This is a genomic window from Thioclava atlantica (assembly GCF_000737065.1).
Classification (GTDB): domain Bacteria; phylum Pseudomonadota; class Alphaproteobacteria; order Rhodobacterales; family Rhodobacteraceae; genus Thioclava; species Thioclava atlantica.
In genome coordinates this window covers 1-17,630 of record NZ_AQRC01000024.1, presented here as the reverse complement: position 1 = coordinate 17,630, position 17,630 = coordinate 1, and the positions used below count along the sequence as shown (strand labels likewise).

At 56.1% G+C, this 17,630-nt stretch carries 20 protein-coding genes; 10 read left to right on the top strand and 10 right to left on the bottom strand.

What is annotated here, in order from left to right:
- Positions 1–86: 86 nt before the first annotated feature.
- A complete protein-coding gene (locus DW2_RS18475; RefSeq protein ID WP_028095400.1) occupies positions 87–569 on the top strand; it encodes a c-type cytochrome in 483 nt (160 codons plus the stop codon).
- A gap of 57 nt (positions 570–626) precedes the next feature.
- Here DW2_RS18475 and lgt read toward each other — a convergent pair whose 3' ends face one another.
- From lgt to DW2_RS18440, 8 genes are all read right to left on the bottom strand, one after another.
- The gene (gene lgt / locus DW2_RS18470) at positions 627–1,532 is read right to left on the bottom strand and encodes a prolipoprotein diacylglyceryl transferase (RefSeq protein ID WP_028095401.1); all 906 of its coding nucleotides are present in this window, start codon (positions 1,530–1,532) and stop codon (positions 627–629) included.
- 97 nt (positions 1,533–1,629) lie between these two features.
- Positions 1,630–2,793: a c-type cytochrome biogenesis protein CcmI gene (gene ccmI / locus DW2_RS18465; protein WP_038068299.1), complete on the bottom strand. Its 1,164-nt coding sequence runs from the start codon at positions 2,791–2,793 to the stop codon at positions 1,630–1,632.
- The gene (locus DW2_RS18460) at positions 2,790–3,260 is read right to left on the bottom strand and encodes a cytochrome c-type biogenesis protein (protein WP_028095417.1); all 471 of its coding nucleotides are present in this window, start codon (positions 3,258–3,260) and stop codon (positions 2,790–2,792) included. The genes ccmI and DW2_RS18460 overlap by 4 nt, the downstream gene beginning before the upstream one ends.
- A gap of 1 nt (position 3,261) precedes the next feature.
- A complete protein-coding gene (locus DW2_RS19565) occupies positions 3,262–3,822 on the bottom strand; it encodes a DsbE family thiol:disulfide interchange protein (protein ID WP_038068298.1) in 561 nt (186 codons plus the stop codon).
- 3 nt (positions 3,823–3,825) lie between these two features.
- Positions 3,826–5,826, bottom strand: coding sequence for a heme lyase CcmF/NrfE family subunit (locus tag DW2_RS18455; protein ID WP_028095416.1), 2,001 nt, complete (start codon positions 5,824–5,826; stop codon positions 3,826–3,828).
- A 47-nt stretch (positions 5,827–5,873) separates the two neighbouring features.
- The gene (locus tag DW2_RS20105; RefSeq protein WP_198431755.1) at positions 5,874–6,173 is read right to left on the bottom strand and encodes an SHOCT domain-containing protein; all 300 of its coding nucleotides are present in this window, start codon (positions 6,171–6,173) and stop codon (positions 5,874–5,876) included.
- Between the two features lie 22 nt (positions 6,174–6,195).
- Positions 6,196–7,581 carry an ATP-binding protein gene (locus DW2_RS18445; protein WP_028095414.1) on the bottom strand — a complete coding sequence of 462 codons (1,386 nt, stop codon included), beginning with the start codon at positions 7,579–7,581 and terminating at the stop codon, positions 6,196–6,198.
- Positions 7,578–8,300, bottom strand: a complete 723-nt coding sequence (locus DW2_RS18440; RefSeq protein ID WP_009573615.1) for a response regulator — start codon at positions 8,298–8,300, stop codon at positions 7,578–7,580. Before DW2_RS18440 ends, DW2_RS18445 begins: the two co-directional genes overlap by 4 nt.
- Here DW2_RS18440 and DW2_RS20240 point away from each other — a divergent pair.
- The 6 genes from DW2_RS20240 to DW2_RS18415 all read left to right on the top strand — a co-directional run bounded on the left by DW2_RS20240 (position 8,262) and on the right by DW2_RS18415 (position 13,519).
- On the top strand, positions 8,262–9,092 hold the full coding sequence (locus tag DW2_RS20240) for an EF-hand domain-containing protein (protein WP_229861857.1): 831 nt from the start codon (positions 8,262–8,264) through the stop codon (positions 9,090–9,092). The two genes, DW2_RS18440 and DW2_RS20240, sit on opposite strands and share 39 nt — an antisense overlap.
- Positions 9,093–9,181: 89 nt before the next feature.
- Positions 9,182–9,568 (top strand): DUF302 domain-containing protein, encoded by a 387-nt coding sequence (locus DW2_RS18430; RefSeq protein WP_009573613.1) that lies wholly within the window; start codon positions 9,182–9,184, stop codon positions 9,566–9,568.
- A 21-nt stretch (positions 9,569–9,589) separates the two neighbouring features.
- On the top strand, positions 9,590–10,051 hold the full coding sequence (locus DW2_RS18425; RefSeq protein ID WP_035367136.1) for a rhodanese-like domain-containing protein: 462 nt from the start codon (positions 9,590–9,592) through the stop codon (positions 10,049–10,051).
- A gap of 15 nt (positions 10,052–10,066) precedes the next feature.
- Positions 10,067–11,515 (top strand): multicopper oxidase family protein, encoded by a 1,449-nt coding sequence (locus tag DW2_RS18420; RefSeq protein ID WP_028095412.1) that lies wholly within the window; start codon positions 10,067–10,069, stop codon positions 11,513–11,515.
- On the top strand, positions 11,512–12,204 hold the full coding sequence (locus tag DW2_RS19560; protein ID WP_028095411.1) for a TVP38/TMEM64 family protein: 693 nt from the start codon (positions 11,512–11,514) through the stop codon (positions 12,202–12,204). Before DW2_RS18420 ends, DW2_RS19560 begins: the two co-directional genes overlap by 4 nt.
- Positions 12,197–13,519 carry an APC family permease gene (locus DW2_RS18415; RefSeq protein WP_028095410.1) on the top strand — a complete coding sequence of 441 codons (1,323 nt, stop codon included), beginning with the start codon at positions 12,197–12,199 and terminating at the stop codon, positions 13,517–13,519. The genes DW2_RS19560 and DW2_RS18415 overlap by 8 nt, the downstream gene beginning before the upstream one ends.
- A gap of 208 nt (positions 13,520–13,727) precedes the next feature.
- Here the strand turns inward: DW2_RS18415 and DW2_RS18410 are convergent, their stop codons facing one another.
- Together DW2_RS18410 and DW2_RS18405 are read right to left on the bottom strand one after the other, a co-directional pair.
- A complete protein-coding gene (locus DW2_RS18410) occupies positions 13,728–14,048 on the bottom strand; it encodes a type II toxin-antitoxin system RelE/ParE family toxin (protein WP_028095409.1) in 321 nt (106 codons plus the stop codon).
- 5 nt (positions 14,049–14,053) lie between these two features.
- Positions 14,054–14,296: a type II toxin-antitoxin system ParD family antitoxin gene (locus DW2_RS18405; RefSeq protein ID WP_028095408.1), complete on the bottom strand. Its 243-nt coding sequence runs from the start codon at positions 14,294–14,296 to the stop codon at positions 14,054–14,056.
- A 473-nt stretch (positions 14,297–14,769) separates the two neighbouring features.
- On the opposite strand from DW2_RS18405, the gene DW2_RS18400 reads away from it, so the two are divergent.
- The 3 genes from DW2_RS18400 to DW2_RS18390 all read left to right on the top strand — a co-directional run bounded on the left by DW2_RS18400 (position 14,770) and on the right by DW2_RS18390 (position 17,594).
- Positions 14,770–15,423 (top strand): hypothetical protein, encoded by a 654-nt coding sequence (locus DW2_RS18400; RefSeq protein WP_051693628.1) that lies wholly within the window; start codon positions 14,770–14,772, stop codon positions 15,421–15,423.
- A 236-nt stretch (positions 15,424–15,659) separates the two neighbouring features.
- Positions 15,660–16,502 (top strand): hypothetical protein, encoded by an 843-nt coding sequence (locus DW2_RS18395; RefSeq protein WP_038148874.1) that lies wholly within the window; start codon positions 15,660–15,662, stop codon positions 16,500–16,502.
- Positions 16,503–16,841: 339 nt separating this feature from the next.
- Positions 16,842–17,594: a P-loop NTPase and SpoVK domain-containing protein gene (locus DW2_RS18390; RefSeq protein ID WP_038148873.1), complete on the top strand. Its 753-nt coding sequence runs from the start codon at positions 16,842–16,844 to the stop codon at positions 17,592–17,594.
- Positions 17,595–17,630: the final 36 nt, after the last annotated feature.

Below are 17,630 nucleotides of genomic sequence, written 5' to 3'. Positions count from 1 at the left end.
TTAAATCGGAATGACCGACCGGATATTATCGGAATCGGTGACCGGATGACCCCGGTGTGCGCAACCTGCAAACCAAGGAGACCAAAATGACCTACATTTCCAGACAGATGATCTTAGCCATTGCTGTGGTGTGGGGGCTGCCAGTCGGCGCCCAAGACAGCGGGCATATGACAGATAATGGGGCGATGAGTCAGATGATGAGCTCCGGACTGTTCCTGCCAAACATGGATGCAGCCAAGGGGCGTGCGCTGTTCGCCTCGAAAGGCTGTGTCGTTTGTCATTCTATCAACGGGGTCGGAGGCGAGGATGCCCCCGCCCTTGATGCAGCGTATATGGACCTGCCAATGAACCCGTTTGAATTTGCCGCCCGAATGTGGCGCGGCGCGCCGGCGATGGTCGCTGCCCAAGAGGATGAGCTCGGCGGGCAAATTGAATTCACAGGTCAGGAGCTTGCCGATATCATCGCGTTCGTTCACGATTCCGAAGAACAGAAGGCATTCTCTGCCGGCGACATCCCCGAAAAGATTGAAGAAATGATGCACCAAATGGGTGAGGAGGATCACGACTGAAGCGTCAGGGGATATCGCAGTAGAATAAGGCAATGCGTCGAAAGTTTCATTTGCGCCCTAAGATGCCGATCCTATGGCGGACCGCTTCTGCGCCAGCCAAAGTAACCCAAATCCCGCGGCTAACATCGGCAAGGAAAGGACTTGCCCCATCGTAAGCCCCCAGTCACCAAACTGCACAACATACCCAATCGGATTGTTCACGTCTGCGAATTGAGCGTCGGGCTGGCGAAACAACTCTACAAAACTTCTCGCAAAACCATATCCGGCCAGGAAGAGCCCGCAAATTGCCCCTGGTGTCCTAAGCCATCCGCGCCGCCACGCAAGGAATAGGAGAGCGAAGCCAAGCAACAGGCCTTCCAAAAGGGCTTCGTACAGTTGCGAAGGATGCCGTGCGCAAATGTCGGTTATTCCCGGGCATGATTGCGCTGCGTCACCGGGAAATATGACGGCCCAGGGCATGTCCGATGGGCGGCCCCATAGTTCATTGTTTATGAAATTTGCGATCCGGCCCAAGAACAAGCCCGGAGGCGTTGCCAGAGCGAGAAGGTCAGCCATGCTCAGGAGCGGCATACGCTGACGGATGCCATAAACAAGCGCGGCAATGGTTACTCCAGCAAACCCACCATGAAATGACATTCCCCCTTGCCAGACCTTCAGAATTTCTAACGGATTGGCAAGATAGAACCCGCGCTGATAGAACATCACGAACCCTAACCGCCCGCCAACGATCACCCCGATGATAATCCAGGTCAAAAGATCCTCAATTTGGCGCGGTGTTAGCGGGGCGCCCGATGCAGGCCACAGAGCGGCGCGTTTGACCGTGGCAACACAAATTCTCCAGCCGACGAGAAGGCCGATGATATAGGCCAACGCATACCAGCGGAGAGTCAACGTAAACGTGCCGATCTCAACCGAAAATATATCCGGCCCGATATTTGGGAACGGAAGTGCGGACAAAGGCATGGACATTCTTTCTAGTCATTCGGGTGAGGTCGGATCGTGCACATACGCCGTTCGTGCTCTCTCATGGTTTGTTCATCGCGAGTGAAGCTTCCGCGGGCTATTGGCCCGACTGGAGTTCTTCCAAGGACTGCAAAATGACACTTTGGCGCGGGTCTTCGGAGGAAACGGGCACCAATAGCTCTTTGGCTCGACTGTACGCGTTCAAGGCGAGGTCAGTTTCGCCGAGCACCCTGTAGGCCCTGCCAAGACGCATCCATCCATCGATATCGTCTGGTTCAGCCTCAAGGCGTGTTGCCAAACGTTCCACCATGGATCGGATAAATGCATCTCGATCGACATCATCCATCTGGCTGGCCGCTTCGACATCTGCAGCAGTGGGGCCGGGCGAATTGCCTGACATTACTGGAGCATAATCCGACAAACTGATAGGCGCTCGGCCTAGTGCCGCACCTATCCGGTTTGCTTCCGCGACAAATGTTTCCATCCAGGGTGCGAACCCATCCACTTCGTCCAATCGCGTGAGAAGACGATTGTAGGCCTGCTCATTCGCACCCGCTTGCGCAAGCCCGACAGCATCGTAAAAAGTTCCAGCAGGATTGGTCGGATCGAGCTCAAGTGCTCTTGCAATGGCCCGCTTCGCTTGGGGTGTCACGATCCCCTGTTCGGAAACGATGAGAGCTTCCGCATAGATCGAAAACACAGCAGAATCGGCATTCATGGATTGTGTTGCACGCTCGTAGGCCGATGCGGCATCCGAAGCGCGGCCCAATTTCATGAAGGTCTGTCCAAGGAGCATCCAGCCCTCCAAGGCTCCGCCTTCTGAATCCGCCTGCAACCGCTGCAATAGCTTCTGCGCCAACGCTTCGATTTCACGATTTTGCGCGACCTCTGCCTGGCGATCCTCGAAAGCGATGCTGGATAGGTTTGGCGCTCCAGCAAAACTGTAATACCCCGCCGCGAACAGCGGCACAAAGACCGCAGCAGCCATGAGTATGACCCTGCCGCCGCCGCTGGATTCCCCGGTGTTTTTTACTCTCCCCACGGAGAGAACCCGCCGCTTGATTTCCTGTCGCGCCGCATGCGCCTCTGCGACTGAAAGCAGGCCGCGTTCAGCATCCCGATCGACTTCAGACAACTGGTCCTTCAAAACTGCGAGAGTCCTGTCTTCGGCCGGACCTTGCACCAAGGCAGGCTTCCACGCCGAAGCCGCAACAATCCCTGAGGCAGTCAAGGCGAGGACTGCCATTGCAATCCATATCATCGGTGGTCCCCTTCGCTGGATGAAGTGAAAATGCGTGCGACCTCGGCCTCCTCGTCATCGCTCAGGTCTGCGATTTTTTTTCTTTTTCGAGAGCCCATCAGGATGCCGCCACCGATCCCCAGAGCCAAGAGCCCAAGGAGTGGGGGGGTAAACCAGAGAGCGTAGGTCTCGGGTTTAAACGGAGGCTTCAGTAGAACGTAGTCGCCGTATCTCGCTTGGATGAAAGCAATTGCATCTTCGTTCGTGTCACCCGCAACCAACCGTTCCCGGACCAAAAGTCGTAGGTCGCGCGCAACGCCGGCGTTCGAGCTGTCAATATCCTGATTTTGGCAAACTACGCAGCGAAGCTGCCTGGAAACCTCCCGTGCCCGAGCCTCGAGGATTGGATCGGAGAGGATTTCGTCGGGCTCAACAGCCTGCGCAGACATTGGCATGATGAGTGCCAACACAAGGAAGAAACTACGCATGTCAGCTCCTCTCCTCTAACACACCCGCTTGTCGGAGAGCTTGGCGAAAGGCTGATACAGCCTCTTCACCGACGATCGGGCCGACGTATCGGTAGAGCACCGTTCCATCGCCTCCGACAATGAATGTCTCGGGCACACCCGAAATCCCCCACTCGATCCCGGCACGACCTGACAGATCCGAGCCAATACGTTCGTACGGGTTCCCGAGATTTCGAAGCCAATTGACCGCGTCTGCGGGTTGATCCTTGTAGTTGATCCCGAACAAACGCACGCCATCGCGCTCAACCAAAGCGCTCAGAACCGCGTGTTCGGCACGACAGGGAACGCACCAGGAAGCGAAGACATTGACGACGACTGGCGTTGGGTTTCCGAGCAGGTTTTCCCGAGACAGTCCCTGTACATCAAGACCCGGCACCGGCCCGAGATTGAACGAGGGAGCTGGCTGAGAAATGAGAACCGAAGGAATCTCGCTTGGGTCACGATTGGGATTCAGGCCCCACAAGAAAAATCCGCCGACAATCACTGCCAGTACCAAGGGAATAATCGCTACAGCTCGTTTCATTGCTCACTCCGCTGCGACCGGTTTCGTGGATCGTGCCTTGGAGCTTTGGGGTGCCCCGACACGGAAGCGGCGATCGGACAAGGACAGACTGCCGCCTATGACAAGCATGGCCGCACCCAACCAAAGCAAGCCGACGAATGGCTCATAGAGAATACGCAGAGTCCAGGCACCGCTCTCTTCGGCTTTGTCCAGAGAGGGTTCCGTGATCGAAGCGTATAGGTCTCCCGCCAGGGTTGACCGTATCGCCGATTCTGTTGTCGTACTTTGTGCGACCGGATAGCTGCGCCGCTCAGGTTTGAGAGCCGTCACGAAAGAGCCGCCCCTTTCGACGCGCAGGGTTCCCTGATCCGCAATATAGTTCGGGCCACGAACGCGCTGCACACCTTCAAATGTGACATCAAATCCCGCAATGTTGACACTCGTGCCGGGCTCTACAAATGCGATCTCTTCAGATTTCCAAACCGAAGAGCCAATCATGCCGATCATCAAGACCGCAACTCCCGCATGAGCGAGCGTCATTCCATGCGCCGCGCGGGGCAAATTGCGGGCACGCCGGATGCTTTCCTGGAGCGGAACCTCGAACAAACGAACCCGCAGCGCCCATTCACGTAAGGAAGCAAAAAACAACCAAAGCGCGATGAGGATCGAAAGATATGCCAACACGGGCCCGCCTTTGGCGAAATACCAAATTGCGAGCGTTGCCAGCACCGCCAGCACCACCACGAAGCGGACACGTTGAAGCACTCCGACCAGATCGGCTCGTTTCCAGGACAAAAACGGCCCGAGACCCATGACAAAAACCAAGGGGAGCATCATTGGTACGAACGCGCCATTGAAGAACGGCGGACCGACGGAAATCTTGTCACCAGAAACGGCTTCGAGAAACAGCGGATAAAGCGTACCGAACAGAACCGTGCCAGTCGCTGTAGCCAGGATCAGGTTGTTTAGCAACAACCCTGCCTCTCGACTAATCGGCTTAAACAACCCGCCACCTTCCATCATTGGCGCCCGCCACGCATAGAGTGCAAGTGAGCCACCAATTGAAATCGCAAGCAGGCCAAGAATGTATAGGCCTCGCTCCGGATCCACGGCAAAAGCATGCACAGAGGTCAGCAAGCCAGACCGAACCACAAATGTGCCGAGGAGTGACAGCGAAAACGTCAAGATCGCGAGCAGGATTGTCCAGCTTTTGAACGCGTCACGCTTTTCAGTGACAATCGCCGAATGGAGAAGTGCTGTCCCGAGAAGCCAGGGCATAAAACTGACATTTTCAACCGGGTCCCAGAACCACCATCCACCCCAACCCAGTTCGTAATATGCCCACCACGATCCGAGAGCTATCCCCGCAGTCAGGCTGATCCACGCGGCCAGTGTCCAGGGTCGAACCCATCTTGCCCAGGCTGTGTCGATCCGTCCCTCGATCAAGGCTGCGGCTGCAAACGAAAAGACGATCGAGAAGCCGACATATCCAAAATACAGCAGCGGCGGGTGCATCGCGAGGCCGATATCCTGGAGCAGAGGATTGAGGTCAGCGCCATCAAGCGGCGGAGGAAAGACGCGCTCGAACGGATTGGATGTAAAGAGAAGGAAGGACAGAAACCCGACGCTGATCCATGCCTGCATTGCCAAAGTTCGCGCTCGAAGTGTTTCCGGTAGGTTTGAGCCGAAAGCAGCAACCGCAGCACCGAAGATGGTCAGAATGAAGACCCAGAGCAGCAACGATCCTTCATGACTTCCCCAAGTCGCCGCGACTTTGAAGATCATTGGTTTCAGCGAATGCGAATTGTTCGCGACGTTCAAAACAGTGAAATCAGAGACAACAAAAGCGCGCATCAAGGCGGCAAAGGCAAGTCCGACGAAGACGACCTGCCCAAAAGCAGTTGACCGGGCTGAACGCATCCAGAGAAGATTGCCCCGGGCCGCGCCGAAAAGAGGAATAGTCGATTGGACGATGGCCAACGCCAATGCGAGGGCCAGCACAAAATGGCCGAGTTCCGGGGTCATAGGAGCCTCATGATCTTTGGCAGTGGGATCGACTGGTGATCAGTTTCTCAGTCGTCTAAAGCGGCCTTGCGCTTGCGATACTCGTCTTCATCAATCTCACCGCGCGCGAAGCGATCCCTGAGAATGTCCTGAGCACTAGACCCGGAAACACGGTCCTTTTCGCTGAACCAGCGAACGGCGAAGAATATCAGCGCAATAATCACGCCCCAGAACACGATCATCATCAGCCCTCCCAGCATTCCAAATCCACCGCCCCACATGTGGCCGTAATAATCTCCGCCTGGGTCCGCCATGGCGGCCGTCGCGAACAGCGTGAATGCTGCGGTTGTGTTGGTAAGTCTAAGCATGTCGGTTTCCTTTTCTGTCATTTCATGTTTCAGCAACTGGCAATCGAATTGTCGCGATAAGCCCGCCGTCCGGGTGGTTCGCCAGACTGATCTCCCCACCCTGCGCGCGAAGAATGGACCTTGCGATCGACAGGCCCAGCCCATGCCCGCCGGTTTCCAGAGATCGGCTTTCTTCAAGCCTGAAGAATGGGTCAAATACGCGTTCCAATTCTGCGGTTGGAATCCCCGGCCCTCTGTCAGTGACGGAAATTTCTATTTCCCCATCGGCTGATATCCAGCCCAGCGTTGCGGACCCGCCGTAGCGCACCGCGTTCTCGATCACGTTTCGCAATGCCCGTCGAATGGCATTGGGGCGCAATCGAACCGTGACTTCGGGGCCGTCAGAGAGCACAAACGGTACGACCATATCCCCCCGCAGAGCTTCTAGGAACGATTGCAGGTCAACATCCTGCATTGGTTCGTTCCCTGAGAGACCTTTCGCGAAGGTAAGGGTTGCTTCCACCATCGACTGCATTTCTTCGACGGTTGCGACGAGACTCTCTCGGGTTTCGTCTTCCTCTACCATTTCTGAATGTACTCTCATTGCGGTAAGCGGAGATCGAAGATCATGTCCAAGGGCCGCCAGAACCCTCGTTCGGTCGGCAACGAACCGTGTCAGCCTGTCCTGCATGCGGTTGAAACCAGCGGTCAGCTCCCGAACCTCCTGGGGTCCCCGTTCTGGCAACGCGTCTATGTCTTCTCCACGCCCCAATCGTTCCGACGCCCCGGCCAATCGCCGCAGAGGGCCCAGCAGTCCGGTCATGACAAACCAGCTCACTGCGACCAACAGGGCCATTGCCGTCAGACCAAATGTCAGCATGGAATAAAGCGGCCACTGGATCGGCGGACGCTCAAAGCGCGTACTTACGTTCAACCACTGGCCACCGGCGATCGAAATTGAAAGGTTCATCTCGATAGCGGACAGTTCACCTCGCATCATGGCCAAGTGCATCTCGGTCATTTCGTGCGACAGGTTCGGTAGCGGCAGGATCGCGCCTTGGATCTGGTGAAGCTCTACACGAATGTCGCGACTGTAGCTGTCGTTCAGGAGTGCGCGGACGCGGGTTTCAACCAACCCGCCATCCGAATGGTCGCTATGTTGCACAAGCGGCTTCGTCCCGAGGTCAAAGCGAACAAGGGGCGAGTTCGCCGCGCGGATAATTGATGGGCGCAGGTCAGCGGGTGCCTCTTCAATCAAGCGCGCAACATTTGCCGCTCGTCCAGCTGCCTCAAACCCAAGAGCAGCCCGTATGGCGAGGCTTCGTTCATCGGCGAAGAGCCACAGGCTGACAAACTGTGCGATCCCCAACGCGATAATGATGAGAAGAACGAGTTGGATCCGGAGAGATCGTAGGAGCCGCCAGATCATTCGGACACCTCGACGTCGACCGACAGGCAGTAGCCGCCGCTTCTGATCGTCTTGATAATACGTGGACGGAGAATGTCGGGCTCGAGCTTTCGCCGAAGGCGCGAAATCTGGTTGTCAATTTTCCTGTCCAACGGACCAGCGGAAATGCCCTGAGAAAGATCTAGCAACTGATCGCGGCTCAACACCATCCGAGGGCGCTCCAGAAGGACCGTCAGCAGTTTGAATTCTGCGACCGTAAGAGCGGTCTCTTGTCCCGCGTCGTCGAGAAGCACCTGCCGGTCTACATCCAAGGTAAGGTGTGCAAAGCGGACTTTGCGGCCGCTCAGAGATCCGGTGAAGGCTTCTTTGTGCTCGCTTCTTCGCAGGACGGCTTTGATCCTCGCAAGGAGTTCGCGTGGATTAAACGGCTTGGGAAGATAATCGTCCGCACCGATCTCCAAACCGACAATACGGTCCGCATCTTCACCGAGCGCGGTCAACATGATGATCGGCAGTCGCCCTTCGCTTGACAGACGTTGGCAAACGGAAAGGCCATCCTCGCCAGGCATCATGATATCCAGGACCAGTAGGTCGAAGCTTCCGACAGCCAGCTTCGCGTCCATCTCCGCCGCATCCTTGGCAGCGGTTGCTCGCATGCCATTCTTTTCCAGATAGCGGGTTACACTTTTCCGGATCTGTTCATGGTCATCCACGACGAGAATATGTGGCGCGTGTTGCATGGGGCCCTTCTAAAGCATTGGAAATCAGACGGTCAGGTTCCTTTTTGTCGCCAATTGTATCAGCCCCTGTCCATTGCGACAGACGGATACAAATCCACGGGTGTACGTCCTTACATTCAAATGTTTGATGCCAAGTTGTATGAGGTCAAAAGAAGGAAAGGCTTCAAAATGTCCTACTCAACAAAAATTTCTACCGGTCTTCTGGTTGCCGTTCTCACAGCAGGTGCTGCGCTCGCCGATGACAGCCATCACCAAGCTGCGGGCGCTGAAAGCGTCTCTCCCAATGTACTTGCTCAACCGATGGCAGGGACGGGCGGGCCCGGAATGCTGATGGGTGGCGGCATGATGGATCCCAGTCAGATGGCCGAGCATCTTCAGATGATGCACGGCATGATGCGCATGATGATGCAAATGCATTCGGGCATGATGAGCGGAAACGGCAGCATCATGGGACCAAGCACAACCGGTCAAGGTATGTTCCCGATGATGGGGGGCAACATGATGTCAATGTTCGATATGGATGGAAACGGCGCAGTGTCTCCCGAAGAGGCGCATGAGGGCCTTCAGTCGATGCTGTCGGACTATGACGCCGACGGTAACGGCACGCTCTCGATTGACGAATTCGCGTCGCTTCACGCCAAGGCGATGCGCGAGACCATGGTCGATCGTTTCCAGATGCTCGATGCTGATGGCGACGGCCAGATTTCTCAAGGCGAAATAGTCGCCCCTGCCGACAACATGGCACAGGGTATGACAGCAAATCCCGGAATGATGACGGACCAAGACAACTGAACCCCGTCGTTCAGAATTTCCCCATTCAGGCAAGCCCGTCAACGGTTCGGCGCTTTGGGTTTGCCTGAACAAGATCGAGAGGGCTCAAAATGAGTTATACCTACAACAGACATCTGCCCAATACGGCGATTGATGATGCGGAGATGCGCCTGCGCGAAGCCCTGAAAGAAAAGGGATTTGGTGTACTGACCGAAATCGACGTCCAGGCAACAATGAAGAAAAAGATTGACCGCGACATGGATGGATACCGCATTCTGGGTGCGTGCAACCCTCATATGGCATGGGAGGCCATTGGGCTGGAGCCCCGTATAGGATCGATGCTGCCTTGCAACGTGATCTTGCGGACGGTCGAAAACGGCACTGAAATCAGCGCTGTTGATCCTGTGGCTTCGATGGCCGCTGTCGAGAATGAGAAGCTGCACGAAGTCGCCGCGCAGGTGCGCGATATGCTGCGATCTGCGGTTGACAACGCATAAACTAAACTGAGGAGGCAGACCATGCTGAGCCGCCGTCAAACTTTTGGCCTGTTCGCATCGAGCACCTTGCTTGCCTATTCGCCAGCTTGGGCTGACAACCATGACGTATGGGCGCTCGATACTCTCCATGATGCGCTGAAAAGCGATTTGGCAAGGCTTGTGGACATCCGCAGACCCGAGGAATGGCAAGATACCGGCGTCGCGGAGGGGGCGTGGCCAATCGACATGACCCATCCGCGGTTCGGGGAGCGCCTCTTCGCCGCCCGCGATCTTGCTGCGGGACGCCCGGTCGCCCTGATTTGTCGGACCGGCCATCGCTCAGGTCTCGTAATGAGCAAGTTGCGTGAAGCGAAAGCTGCCGGCTTTGTTGACGCCGTAGGCGGGATGCTTGGCGCCCCGGGGAGATCCGGCTGGATCGAGCAAGGTCTGCCGACAGTAACAAGAGAAGCCGCACTGGCCGCCCTCCCAAGTGAGCTAGCGTGAGACACAAGCTATACCATGACCAATCGTAGAGCCTTCATCGCCGGCTTGGCTGGCCTGCCGTTTGCCACAGGTCCGCTGGCGGCCATCGCACAGGAGAGTGTCAGGGCGTTGGCTATGCCACCATTGCTCGACGCAACCCGCGATCGGCATTTCCGTCTGACTGCCCAAAAGGGCAAGACCGATTTTACAGGACTGGGCGGCGGCGAAACCTGGGGGTTCAACCAATCCTTTTTGGGGCCTACACTACGTCTTCCCGCAGGAGCTTCGACGCAAGCACAGATCGACAATACGCTGTCAGAGAAAATCTCGGTGCACTGGCACGGTATGCTGATACCCGGCGAAGTTGACGGCGGCCCACACCAGACGATTGAACCGGGCACGACTTGGTCTCCCGAACTGGATCTGACACAACCACCCGCTACTCTTTGGTACCACTCGCACGTTCATGGCGACACCGGACGACAAGTTCAAAGGGGATTGGCCGGTGTGATCCACGTTGATGACGGTCGGGACGATGCTCGGGGTCTCCCGATCTCATACGGCGTCGATGATTTGACATTGGTTCTGCAAGACCGCCGGTTCGACCGGCAGGGCCGCATCGATTATGGCCTGTCTATGCCAGATCAGATGATGGGTTTCATGGGAAATGTCATTCTTGTTAACGGTCAGCTAGGCACCCAGGCTGTCGTCCCTCGCGGTATTGTCCGTTTGCGCTTGCTCAACGGCTCGAACGCGAGGATTTATCCCCTATCGTTTTCTGACCGTCGCGAGATGCACCTCATCGCGACGGACAGTGGCTATCTTAATCAACCTGTCGCAATTGAGTCCCTCGTGATCGCTCCCGGCGAACGATACGAAGTCCTCGTCGATTTTTCGGGAGGAGAGGCTGGCACGCTGGTATCCTCTGCAAATCCCAATCAGATGATGGGTGGGATGATGGGCGGCGCGAGCACTGCTGGGGGGAGCTTCGTAGTTCTACCCTTTGGTGTGGATGTGAGACTTCCTGCCCGCATTCTGGAAATACCCGCCGACTTGGGCGGCGTCCTGCCTGACAGTGAGGCCCGATCAGTCAATACACGTCAGATCACACTCGATATGCCAATGGGGATGGGCATGATGATGCGTAGGTCGAATGATCGGTTTGCGATCAATGGGCAGTCCTTCGACATGGGGAGGATAGACTTGTCTCTTTCGAAGGGGGCGACCGAGATTTGGCAAGTCTCCTCAAACATGATGATGCACCCGTTTCATGTTCATGGCGTGAGGTTTCAGGTGCTCGCCGAAAACGGAAAGAAACCAAGCATACAAAATTCTGGCTGGAAGGATACCGTGCTCGTAAATGGCCGTGTCGATATCCTGGTCAGCTTTGAGCAGACGGCAGATCGCGCCAATCCCTTCATGTATCACTGTCACATCCTTGAACACGAAGATGGAGGAATGATGGCGCAGTTCACGGTCACATGATCGTGCAAGCATGGGGATATGGTCGCCTGATTGGTTGTTTGGCGATAGCAACTGTTCTGTCTCTTGCAGTTTTCGGCCTTTTTTCGGGCACGGTTTCTCTGAGCAATCTTGGGGTCGCCTTTTCACAGGCTGAAGTGCAGCGCCATATTGAAAATGCCGGAGCCGTTGGCCCCCTCGCGGTTATTGCACTCATGGCCCTCGCGATTGTCGCAAGCCCCATACCGAGCGCACCAATCGCACTAGCCGCCGGGGCTGCATTTGGCCACTATCTCGGAGCCGCCTACGTAGCCATAGGCTCGGAGCTCGGTGCTACAATCGCATTTGTCATCGCGCGAAAACTCGGTCGAAGCACAGTTCGGCGTTTTTTGGGTAAATATTCAGAGTTCGGGCTGTTGGGGTCGCAAAAGGCTCTGATGTTATCAGTGTTTGCGTCCCGCCTGCTTCCATTCGTTTCTTTCGATGCAATCAGCTATGTTGCGGGCTTGAGCCAACTTCATCTATGGCGCTTCATGCTGGCAACTTTTGCCGGGATTTTGCCGGCGAGTTTTGTTCTTGCCCATTTTGGAGCTGTGGCCATGTCAGGGGATTGGGGAACGGCTGAATGGATCACGATAGGACTTGGGGTTGTGACAGCACTGCCTTTTGTCTTTTTGACCCTCAAAAATAGAAAGCAGATCGACGATGAATAGCGACTATAAAGCGGGCAGCATTTCTCTTTGGGATGCCGTCGCCATGGGGACTGGTGTCATGATTGGCGCCGGAATTCTGGCACTCACAGGCCAAATTGCGGAACTGGCCGGCCCTACCTTTCCACTTGTGTTCATCGTTGGAGCCATCGTTACAGCCTTCAGCGCTTACACTTACATAAGAATGTCCAATGCCTACCCGTCAGCTGGCGGAATTGGAATGATCCTGCAAAAGGCCTATGGACCAACCGCCGTAGCCGCTGCAGCGGCTTTGCTTATGGCTCTGTCAATGGTCATTAACGAAAGCCTAGTCGCACGGACCTTCGCAAACTATTTGCTCCGTGGACTGGGCATTGCACCAGATGGCTTACTGGTTCCGGCAATAGGCGTTGCTCTCATTATCGCAGCCTATGTCGTCAACATCTCGGGCAACCGCTCTGTAGGCTGGATTTCCCAATTGCTCGCCGTACTGAAAGTTGGCGGTATCACTCTGTTTGGGATCTCTGCGCTTTGGGCCGGCGGGTTTACTTTTGGCACAACAGGAGATGGAACAGCTTCACAGGGTCTCAGTGGATTTGTTGGTGCCACAGCGTTGGCAATTCTGGCATTCAAAGGGTTCACGACAATCACCAACAGCGGCGCCGAGATAGTGGACCCACACCGCAACATCGGACGCGCGATCATCATTTCATTGGCGGTCTGCGTAGTGGTGTATCTCTTGGTAGCATTTGCGGTGGGAAGCAGCTTGCCGCTTGGCAAGATCGTCGAAGCAAAAGACTATGCGCTCGCGGAAGCGGCAGCACCGTCCCTTGGGGAAACGGGCTTCTATCTGACCGTCGCGCTCGCTTTGATCGCAACTGCATCAGGCGTGATTGCCAGCATCTTTGCGGTATCTCGTATGTTGGCAATGCTGACAGAGATGAAATTGATCCCGCACAGTCATTTTGGGATGTCAGGCGGAGTCCGCGACCATACACTGATCTACACAGTAGTGATTGCGAGCCTGCTGACCATTCTCTTCGACGTTAGCCGAATAGCTTCTATGGGGGCCTTCTTTTACCTTGTAATGGATATGGTTATTCACTGGGGAGTGTACCGAAACCTTAGGGCCGAGCTTTCTGCGCATGGATGGATCATGTTGACTGCAATCGGTCTCGACGCGATCGTGCTTGTCGTATTCGCTTCACTAAAGTGGCAGAGCGATCCAATGATTGTAGTGGTCGCATTCGCGATCATGGCTTGTGTATTGATCTTTGAGCATTGGTTTCTTCAGCGCACAAAAACCGAGCCACATCAACATGATCACAATGGGAATTGAGTGCTCGCGTGATGACCAGGTATCGAAGCAGTAATTCTTAGCGCTTCCAACATTCAAATTGGTCGGGTTTGAGCGATTTTGAGATCCACTTTGCCGATGTGTAGGACTACTTCCGTTGCCTCAATGCCGGGCGCCAACGCGCGTTTCACGAGGTCAGTGAAGACTATGGAAGACTGGTCGAGCCATTGAAATGAGGAAACGCAAGAGCTTAACCGCCGTCGAGACCCTCGTAGTAGACGAGCGCGGGCATGTTGCGGCGCTGGTGCACGATGCGCAGGATGACTGCCGCCCCATCCGCGGCATCTAGCCGCTTGTAGAAGATCACGTGACGTTGGCAGTTGACGGACCGCATCCCCGGAACGAAGAGACTCCTGTCCCGACCCCGGTCGGGATCCCCGGTGATCTGCTCGAAGGCGTTAACCAACTGGCGGTAATAGACGAGCCATTGATCCCTACCCCAAGTTTCGACGGTGTAGGCACGGATCTCTTCAAGGTCGGCCCTGGCCCGACCGGAAAGCCGAATAGTCATGTGGGTCAGCGATCAAACGCATCCGGTTCGAAGGCATGAGCATCGAACTCGGCGAAATCCCCATTTTCGGCCAGGGAGGCTGCTTCCTCTAGGTCGGCCTTGAGGGAATAGAACTGCCGGGCGCCATCCTTCTCCATCAGCATCCTTACGCCGGCGCGCACGACTTCGCTCAGATTGGCGTAGGCGCCGGACTCGATCTGCGCCTGCACATATTTCTGCATCGGTTCGGTCAGGTGGACGTTTGGCATCAGACTCTCCTATCCATGCTCAATCGTATCAGATACTGACATAGATATTCAAGCTCATGCTCGATCCCAACTTGGGCCCCAAATCGGCTCGCTGGCTGCTCCCGCCCTTCTGATCCCGGATTCCATGCGGAGAGCCGGGCCCGGCAGTTTCCCGATACAGCCCTTCCCGAGGCCACGAGCGCTGCGCCACGCGGTTTGGAGGGCTCATTCGATCTGTCCTTCCGTGACCACTTTCGCGGCCACATTGGAACACCCAATTTCCCCTTTGTAACAGACGTTTGTTTAGCAGCTAACGTGAAAGGGGTCCGCAATTTTGGCCACTTTCAAGACGCAGAAGCAGCCAGAACCGGCGTCAGATCTTGGAAGCGGTCAAGCGACACAAGCGAACAGTCGCAAGCAACCATCAATCAAATCTTCTTGCTATCATTAATGTTGTTTCGTATCGCTGCACCATTATAGATGGAGTCGGCATCATGAAGCACGTGATCCACAGCGTGGCAACAGCCACGGCACTAACCATATCCGGACTAATGGCCTCGTCAGGTCCGGCTCAAGCCTATCAGGTCGACTGTGCAATCCTCCTCTGCCTTGCGGGCGGCTGGCCTGCCTCCGCGCCCTGCGCGCATGCCAGAGCGGTCTTCATTCGGCGGATCACACCATGGCCGATCGAGCCGCCCTTACAAATCTGGCGGTGTCCGATGGGTGTGTCGTTCAACGATCCCAGCCCGATGTCGCCTATGGAACGCCTTAATGACACCACGTTCCGCGATCCGCCCGAACCGCAGGAATCGACTCCGATACCCCTTGTTCACGTCCAAGCAGATGAGCAAGCTGACATCGACATCTCAGGCGACGCCTTTGATTTCGTGCGCAGCATACGGGTCTATCACATCCAGTACCGCCAGCATGAAAACCGAGATGGCGACTGCAATCGCAGCGACTCGACGCGATTGGGGTCCTACGGCGTGCAGGGCGACTACCGATGGACAAGATCCACCGTGGGCCAGGTGCCAGCCGCATCCGGCCTGAGCATCCCGAATGGATGTGGCAGCTACTTCTACCGTTCCGTCTTCGTCGACTGGCGTGATCACGCCGGGAACTATGGTTCTGAAGAAGTTCGCTACTGACAAAATCTGCGCGCGGTTTTGCCGCGCGCGTCATCTCAACCCCGCACGTAAGGCTGTGCAAAACCCCCGAAAAGGAGACGACGCCAGACCGTGAAGCCTGACGCCGTGCTAGAAAACTCCGTGAACAAGAGTTTCCTAGCGCACCGCTAAAACACCTGCAACCAGCAAAGTTGTTTTGCTGGCAAGAATGTTGTTGTCTCACGACATGGCGTCGGTTCTCCAAGGAGACCTCGACCATGGAACCTACGACCGGCCTGATCCTGCGACGGATCACGCAGACAAATCTCTCTGTTGCAGCGCACAAGCTTGCTACCCTCATCCTCGATGCCATCGCCTGGAAGGATGGCTACAACGGTTTGTCGCGCGGAACGGCAGCCTTCACCCTCTCTGCCCTAGCGGAGAGGATGGGTGTTTCACGACAATATCTTTCGGTTCTTTTGAGCGAACTTGAGACGTCGGAGTTGCAGCTCGAGCGGGCGAAGCCGAATGGCAAGTTCGCGCCCTGGATCTTTCGGTTTTCCGCCTTCGACAAGGAGAGTGAACCCCATGATCTCGTGTCAGGTGAAGACGACACATCACTATCTAGAGATAATAATAACAAAACTATCTTCTCAGGGCTGATCGATATCACCGCGAGTTCGAACGTTTTTCAGACCAGTTGGGCAGAGCTCATCAAAGCGGCGAAGGCCACGTTGCCCTGCTGGAACATCGACACCCAGGTCATCTGGGATCGCTTCCTCGCCTTCAACCGATCCCGAGGCAACGGCAGGGTGCCGGCCGGCTTCCTGCTTGGCTTCATGCGCCGATGGCGAAATTCGTGGGGAACTCCAACTCGTCCCGCGGTCAAGCCGCCCGCCAGACCAATAACGGATCCCAAAGAGCGCGAATTGCTGAGACAGATGCAAGCCGCACCAACTGCGAACCGCCAGTTCCACGCGTCCGACTTGTGTCGCTTGATCGGACACGCTGCCTACGAAGCGCGTGTACTCGATGTGATTCGCAAGTTCGGGTGTCAGAGGTTTTCAGCAACCTTGGCGGTGCACGGACGAGCGGTGCTGGCAGGCGAGATTCAGCGGTGACTTGAATGAGATTGGGGCTGCGACTTCAAAACAGACAGAGATCTGAAGAGATTAGACGGGTTCTCGGATAGCACTCCCGCATGCCGCTTCAAATCGGAAACGTCACGCAACCATGGCAATACACAACGCTGGTTGCAGCACCAGGACGCGACCGCCTAAACTCAAACAGAAACCGAACCAGCGCCTCCGCTACAAGACAGACCGAGAAGTCCGACAAATCCTGACGACGGACAGAGCCTGACGACCGAAATCGGTGGACCGTACTCTACATGATCGAAGCCATCTGTCCAAATTTGACGTATGGCCGTGACATCTCTGTTGAAACGACGGAGATGAATAATGACGCACGAACAACACCTCGCTCTCGATCTGATCGTCCGATTGGCCAACCGTTTCGGTCCCGCCAGCCGTATCGCAAAGGAACTGCCCGGCTGGCTGGAGTACCTGACCGAAGTCGAATGTCCCGAACGGCCCCGTAGCCGACCAAGCTCGCAATGGTGGAACAAGATCAGGACCATCGCGCACGACCTTGCGCCGAGCGCCGGGGGCGGCGAGGGCGAGATCGTTCAGCGCAATGCTACCCTTCTTGGCGAGCATTTCGGGCTATCCCCTGCCGAAACATCCATGCTGACCTTCGTCGCGTTCTACAAGTTGTTCGATGGCTTCGAGCATGTCGTCGATGGCGCGCTGGAAACCAGAGAAGTCACGGTGCCGCTACTGTTGTCGTGGTTCTGCGCGGTGCCCGAGCCTGAAATCCGCACAGCCATGCGGGCATCCGGTCGCCTCACTTGCTCGGGATTGGTGCAGCGCAACAGCGGCGGGCGTCACCGCCGGATGCCGTTCGATCTGTCTGATCGCCTGACCCTCGCGCTACTTGCCGAAGTGGATAGCATTTCCGACCTGATCGCCCTGATGTTCCCGCGTGCGGCTGCGCCGCAGGCTCAATGGCAAGACTTCGAAGGCCTAAGCCAAGATGCGGACCTGATGCGTGAACTGCTGTCCAAGGCGCTGGCAAAGCGCCAACCAGGCGTGCACATACTGCTCTATGGCCCTCCCGGCACAGGCAAGGGGTCTGCTGCCGGACGGTGCTAAATCCTACGCTAAGCTCTTTTCGGCCACCTGTACTCC

Excerpts from the sequence above, each read along its gene's own strand:
- DW2_RS18420 (WP_028095412.1), top strand. The coding sequence starts at position 10,067 with ATGACCAATCGTAGAGCCTTCATCGCCGGCTTGGCTGGCCTGCCGTTT.
- DW2_RS18405 (WP_028095408.1), bottom strand. The coding sequence starts at position 14,296 with ATGCCAAACGTCCACCTGACCGAACCGATGCAGAAATATGTGCAGGCG.
- DW2_RS18400 (WP_051693628.1), top strand. The coding sequence starts at position 14,770 with ATGAAGCACGTGATCCACAGCGTGGCAACAGCCACGGCACTAACCATA.
- DW2_RS18410 (WP_028095409.1), bottom strand. The coding sequence starts at position 14,048 with ATGACTATTCGGCTTTCCGGTCGGGCCAGGGCCGACCTTGAAGAGATC.
- DW2_RS20105 (WP_198431755.1), bottom strand. The coding sequence starts at position 6,173 with ATGCTTAGACTTACCAACACAACCGCAGCATTCACGCTGTTCGCGACG.
- DW2_RS18475 (WP_028095400.1), top strand. The coding sequence starts at position 87 with ATGACCTACATTTCCAGACAGATGATCTTAGCCATTGCTGTGGTGTGG.
- DW2_RS18440 (WP_009573615.1), bottom strand. The coding sequence starts at position 8,300 with ATGCAACACGCGCCACATATTCTCGTCGTGGATGACCATGAACAGATC.
- DW2_RS18395 (WP_038148874.1), top strand. The coding sequence starts at position 15,660 with ATGGAACCTACGACCGGCCTGATCCTGCGACGGATCACGCAGACAAAT.
- DW2_RS20240 (WP_229861857.1), top strand. The coding sequence starts at position 8,262 with ATGGTCATCCACGACGAGAATATGTGGCGCGTGTTGCATGGGGCCCTT.
- DW2_RS18445 (WP_028095414.1), bottom strand. The coding sequence starts at position 7,581 with ATGATCTGGCGGCTCCTACGATCTCTCCGGATCCAACTCGTTCTTCTC.
- lgt (WP_028095401.1), bottom strand. The coding sequence starts at position 1,532 with ATGCCTTTGTCCGCACTTCCGTTCCCAAATATCGGGCCGGATATATTT.
- DW2_RS18390 (WP_038148873.1), top strand. The coding sequence starts at position 16,842 with ATGACGCACGAACAACACCTCGCTCTCGATCTGATCGTCCGATTGGCC.
- DW2_RS18415 (WP_028095410.1), top strand. The coding sequence starts at position 12,197 with ATGAATAGCGACTATAAAGCGGGCAGCATTTCTCTTTGGGATGCCGTC.
- ccmI (WP_038068299.1), bottom strand. The coding sequence starts at position 2,793 with ATGATATGGATTGCAATGGCAGTCCTCGCCTTGACTGCCTCAGGGATT.
- DW2_RS18460 (WP_028095417.1), bottom strand. The coding sequence starts at position 3,260 with ATGCGTAGTTTCTTCCTTGTGTTGGCACTCATCATGCCAATGTCTGCG.
- DW2_RS18425 (WP_035367136.1), top strand. The coding sequence starts at position 9,590 with ATGCTGAGCCGCCGTCAAACTTTTGGCCTGTTCGCATCGAGCACCTTG.
- DW2_RS19565 (WP_038068298.1), bottom strand. The coding sequence starts at position 3,822 with ATGAAACGAGCTGTAGCGATTATTCCCTTGGTACTGGCAGTGATTGTC.
- DW2_RS18430 (WP_009573613.1), top strand. The coding sequence starts at position 9,182 with ATGAGTTATACCTACAACAGACATCTGCCCAATACGGCGATTGATGAT.
- DW2_RS19560 (WP_028095411.1), top strand. The coding sequence starts at position 11,512 with ATGATCGTGCAAGCATGGGGATATGGTCGCCTGATTGGTTGTTTGGCG.
- DW2_RS18455 (WP_028095416.1), bottom strand. The coding sequence starts at position 5,826 with ATGACCCCGGAACTCGGCCATTTTGTGCTGGCCCTCGCATTGGCGTTG.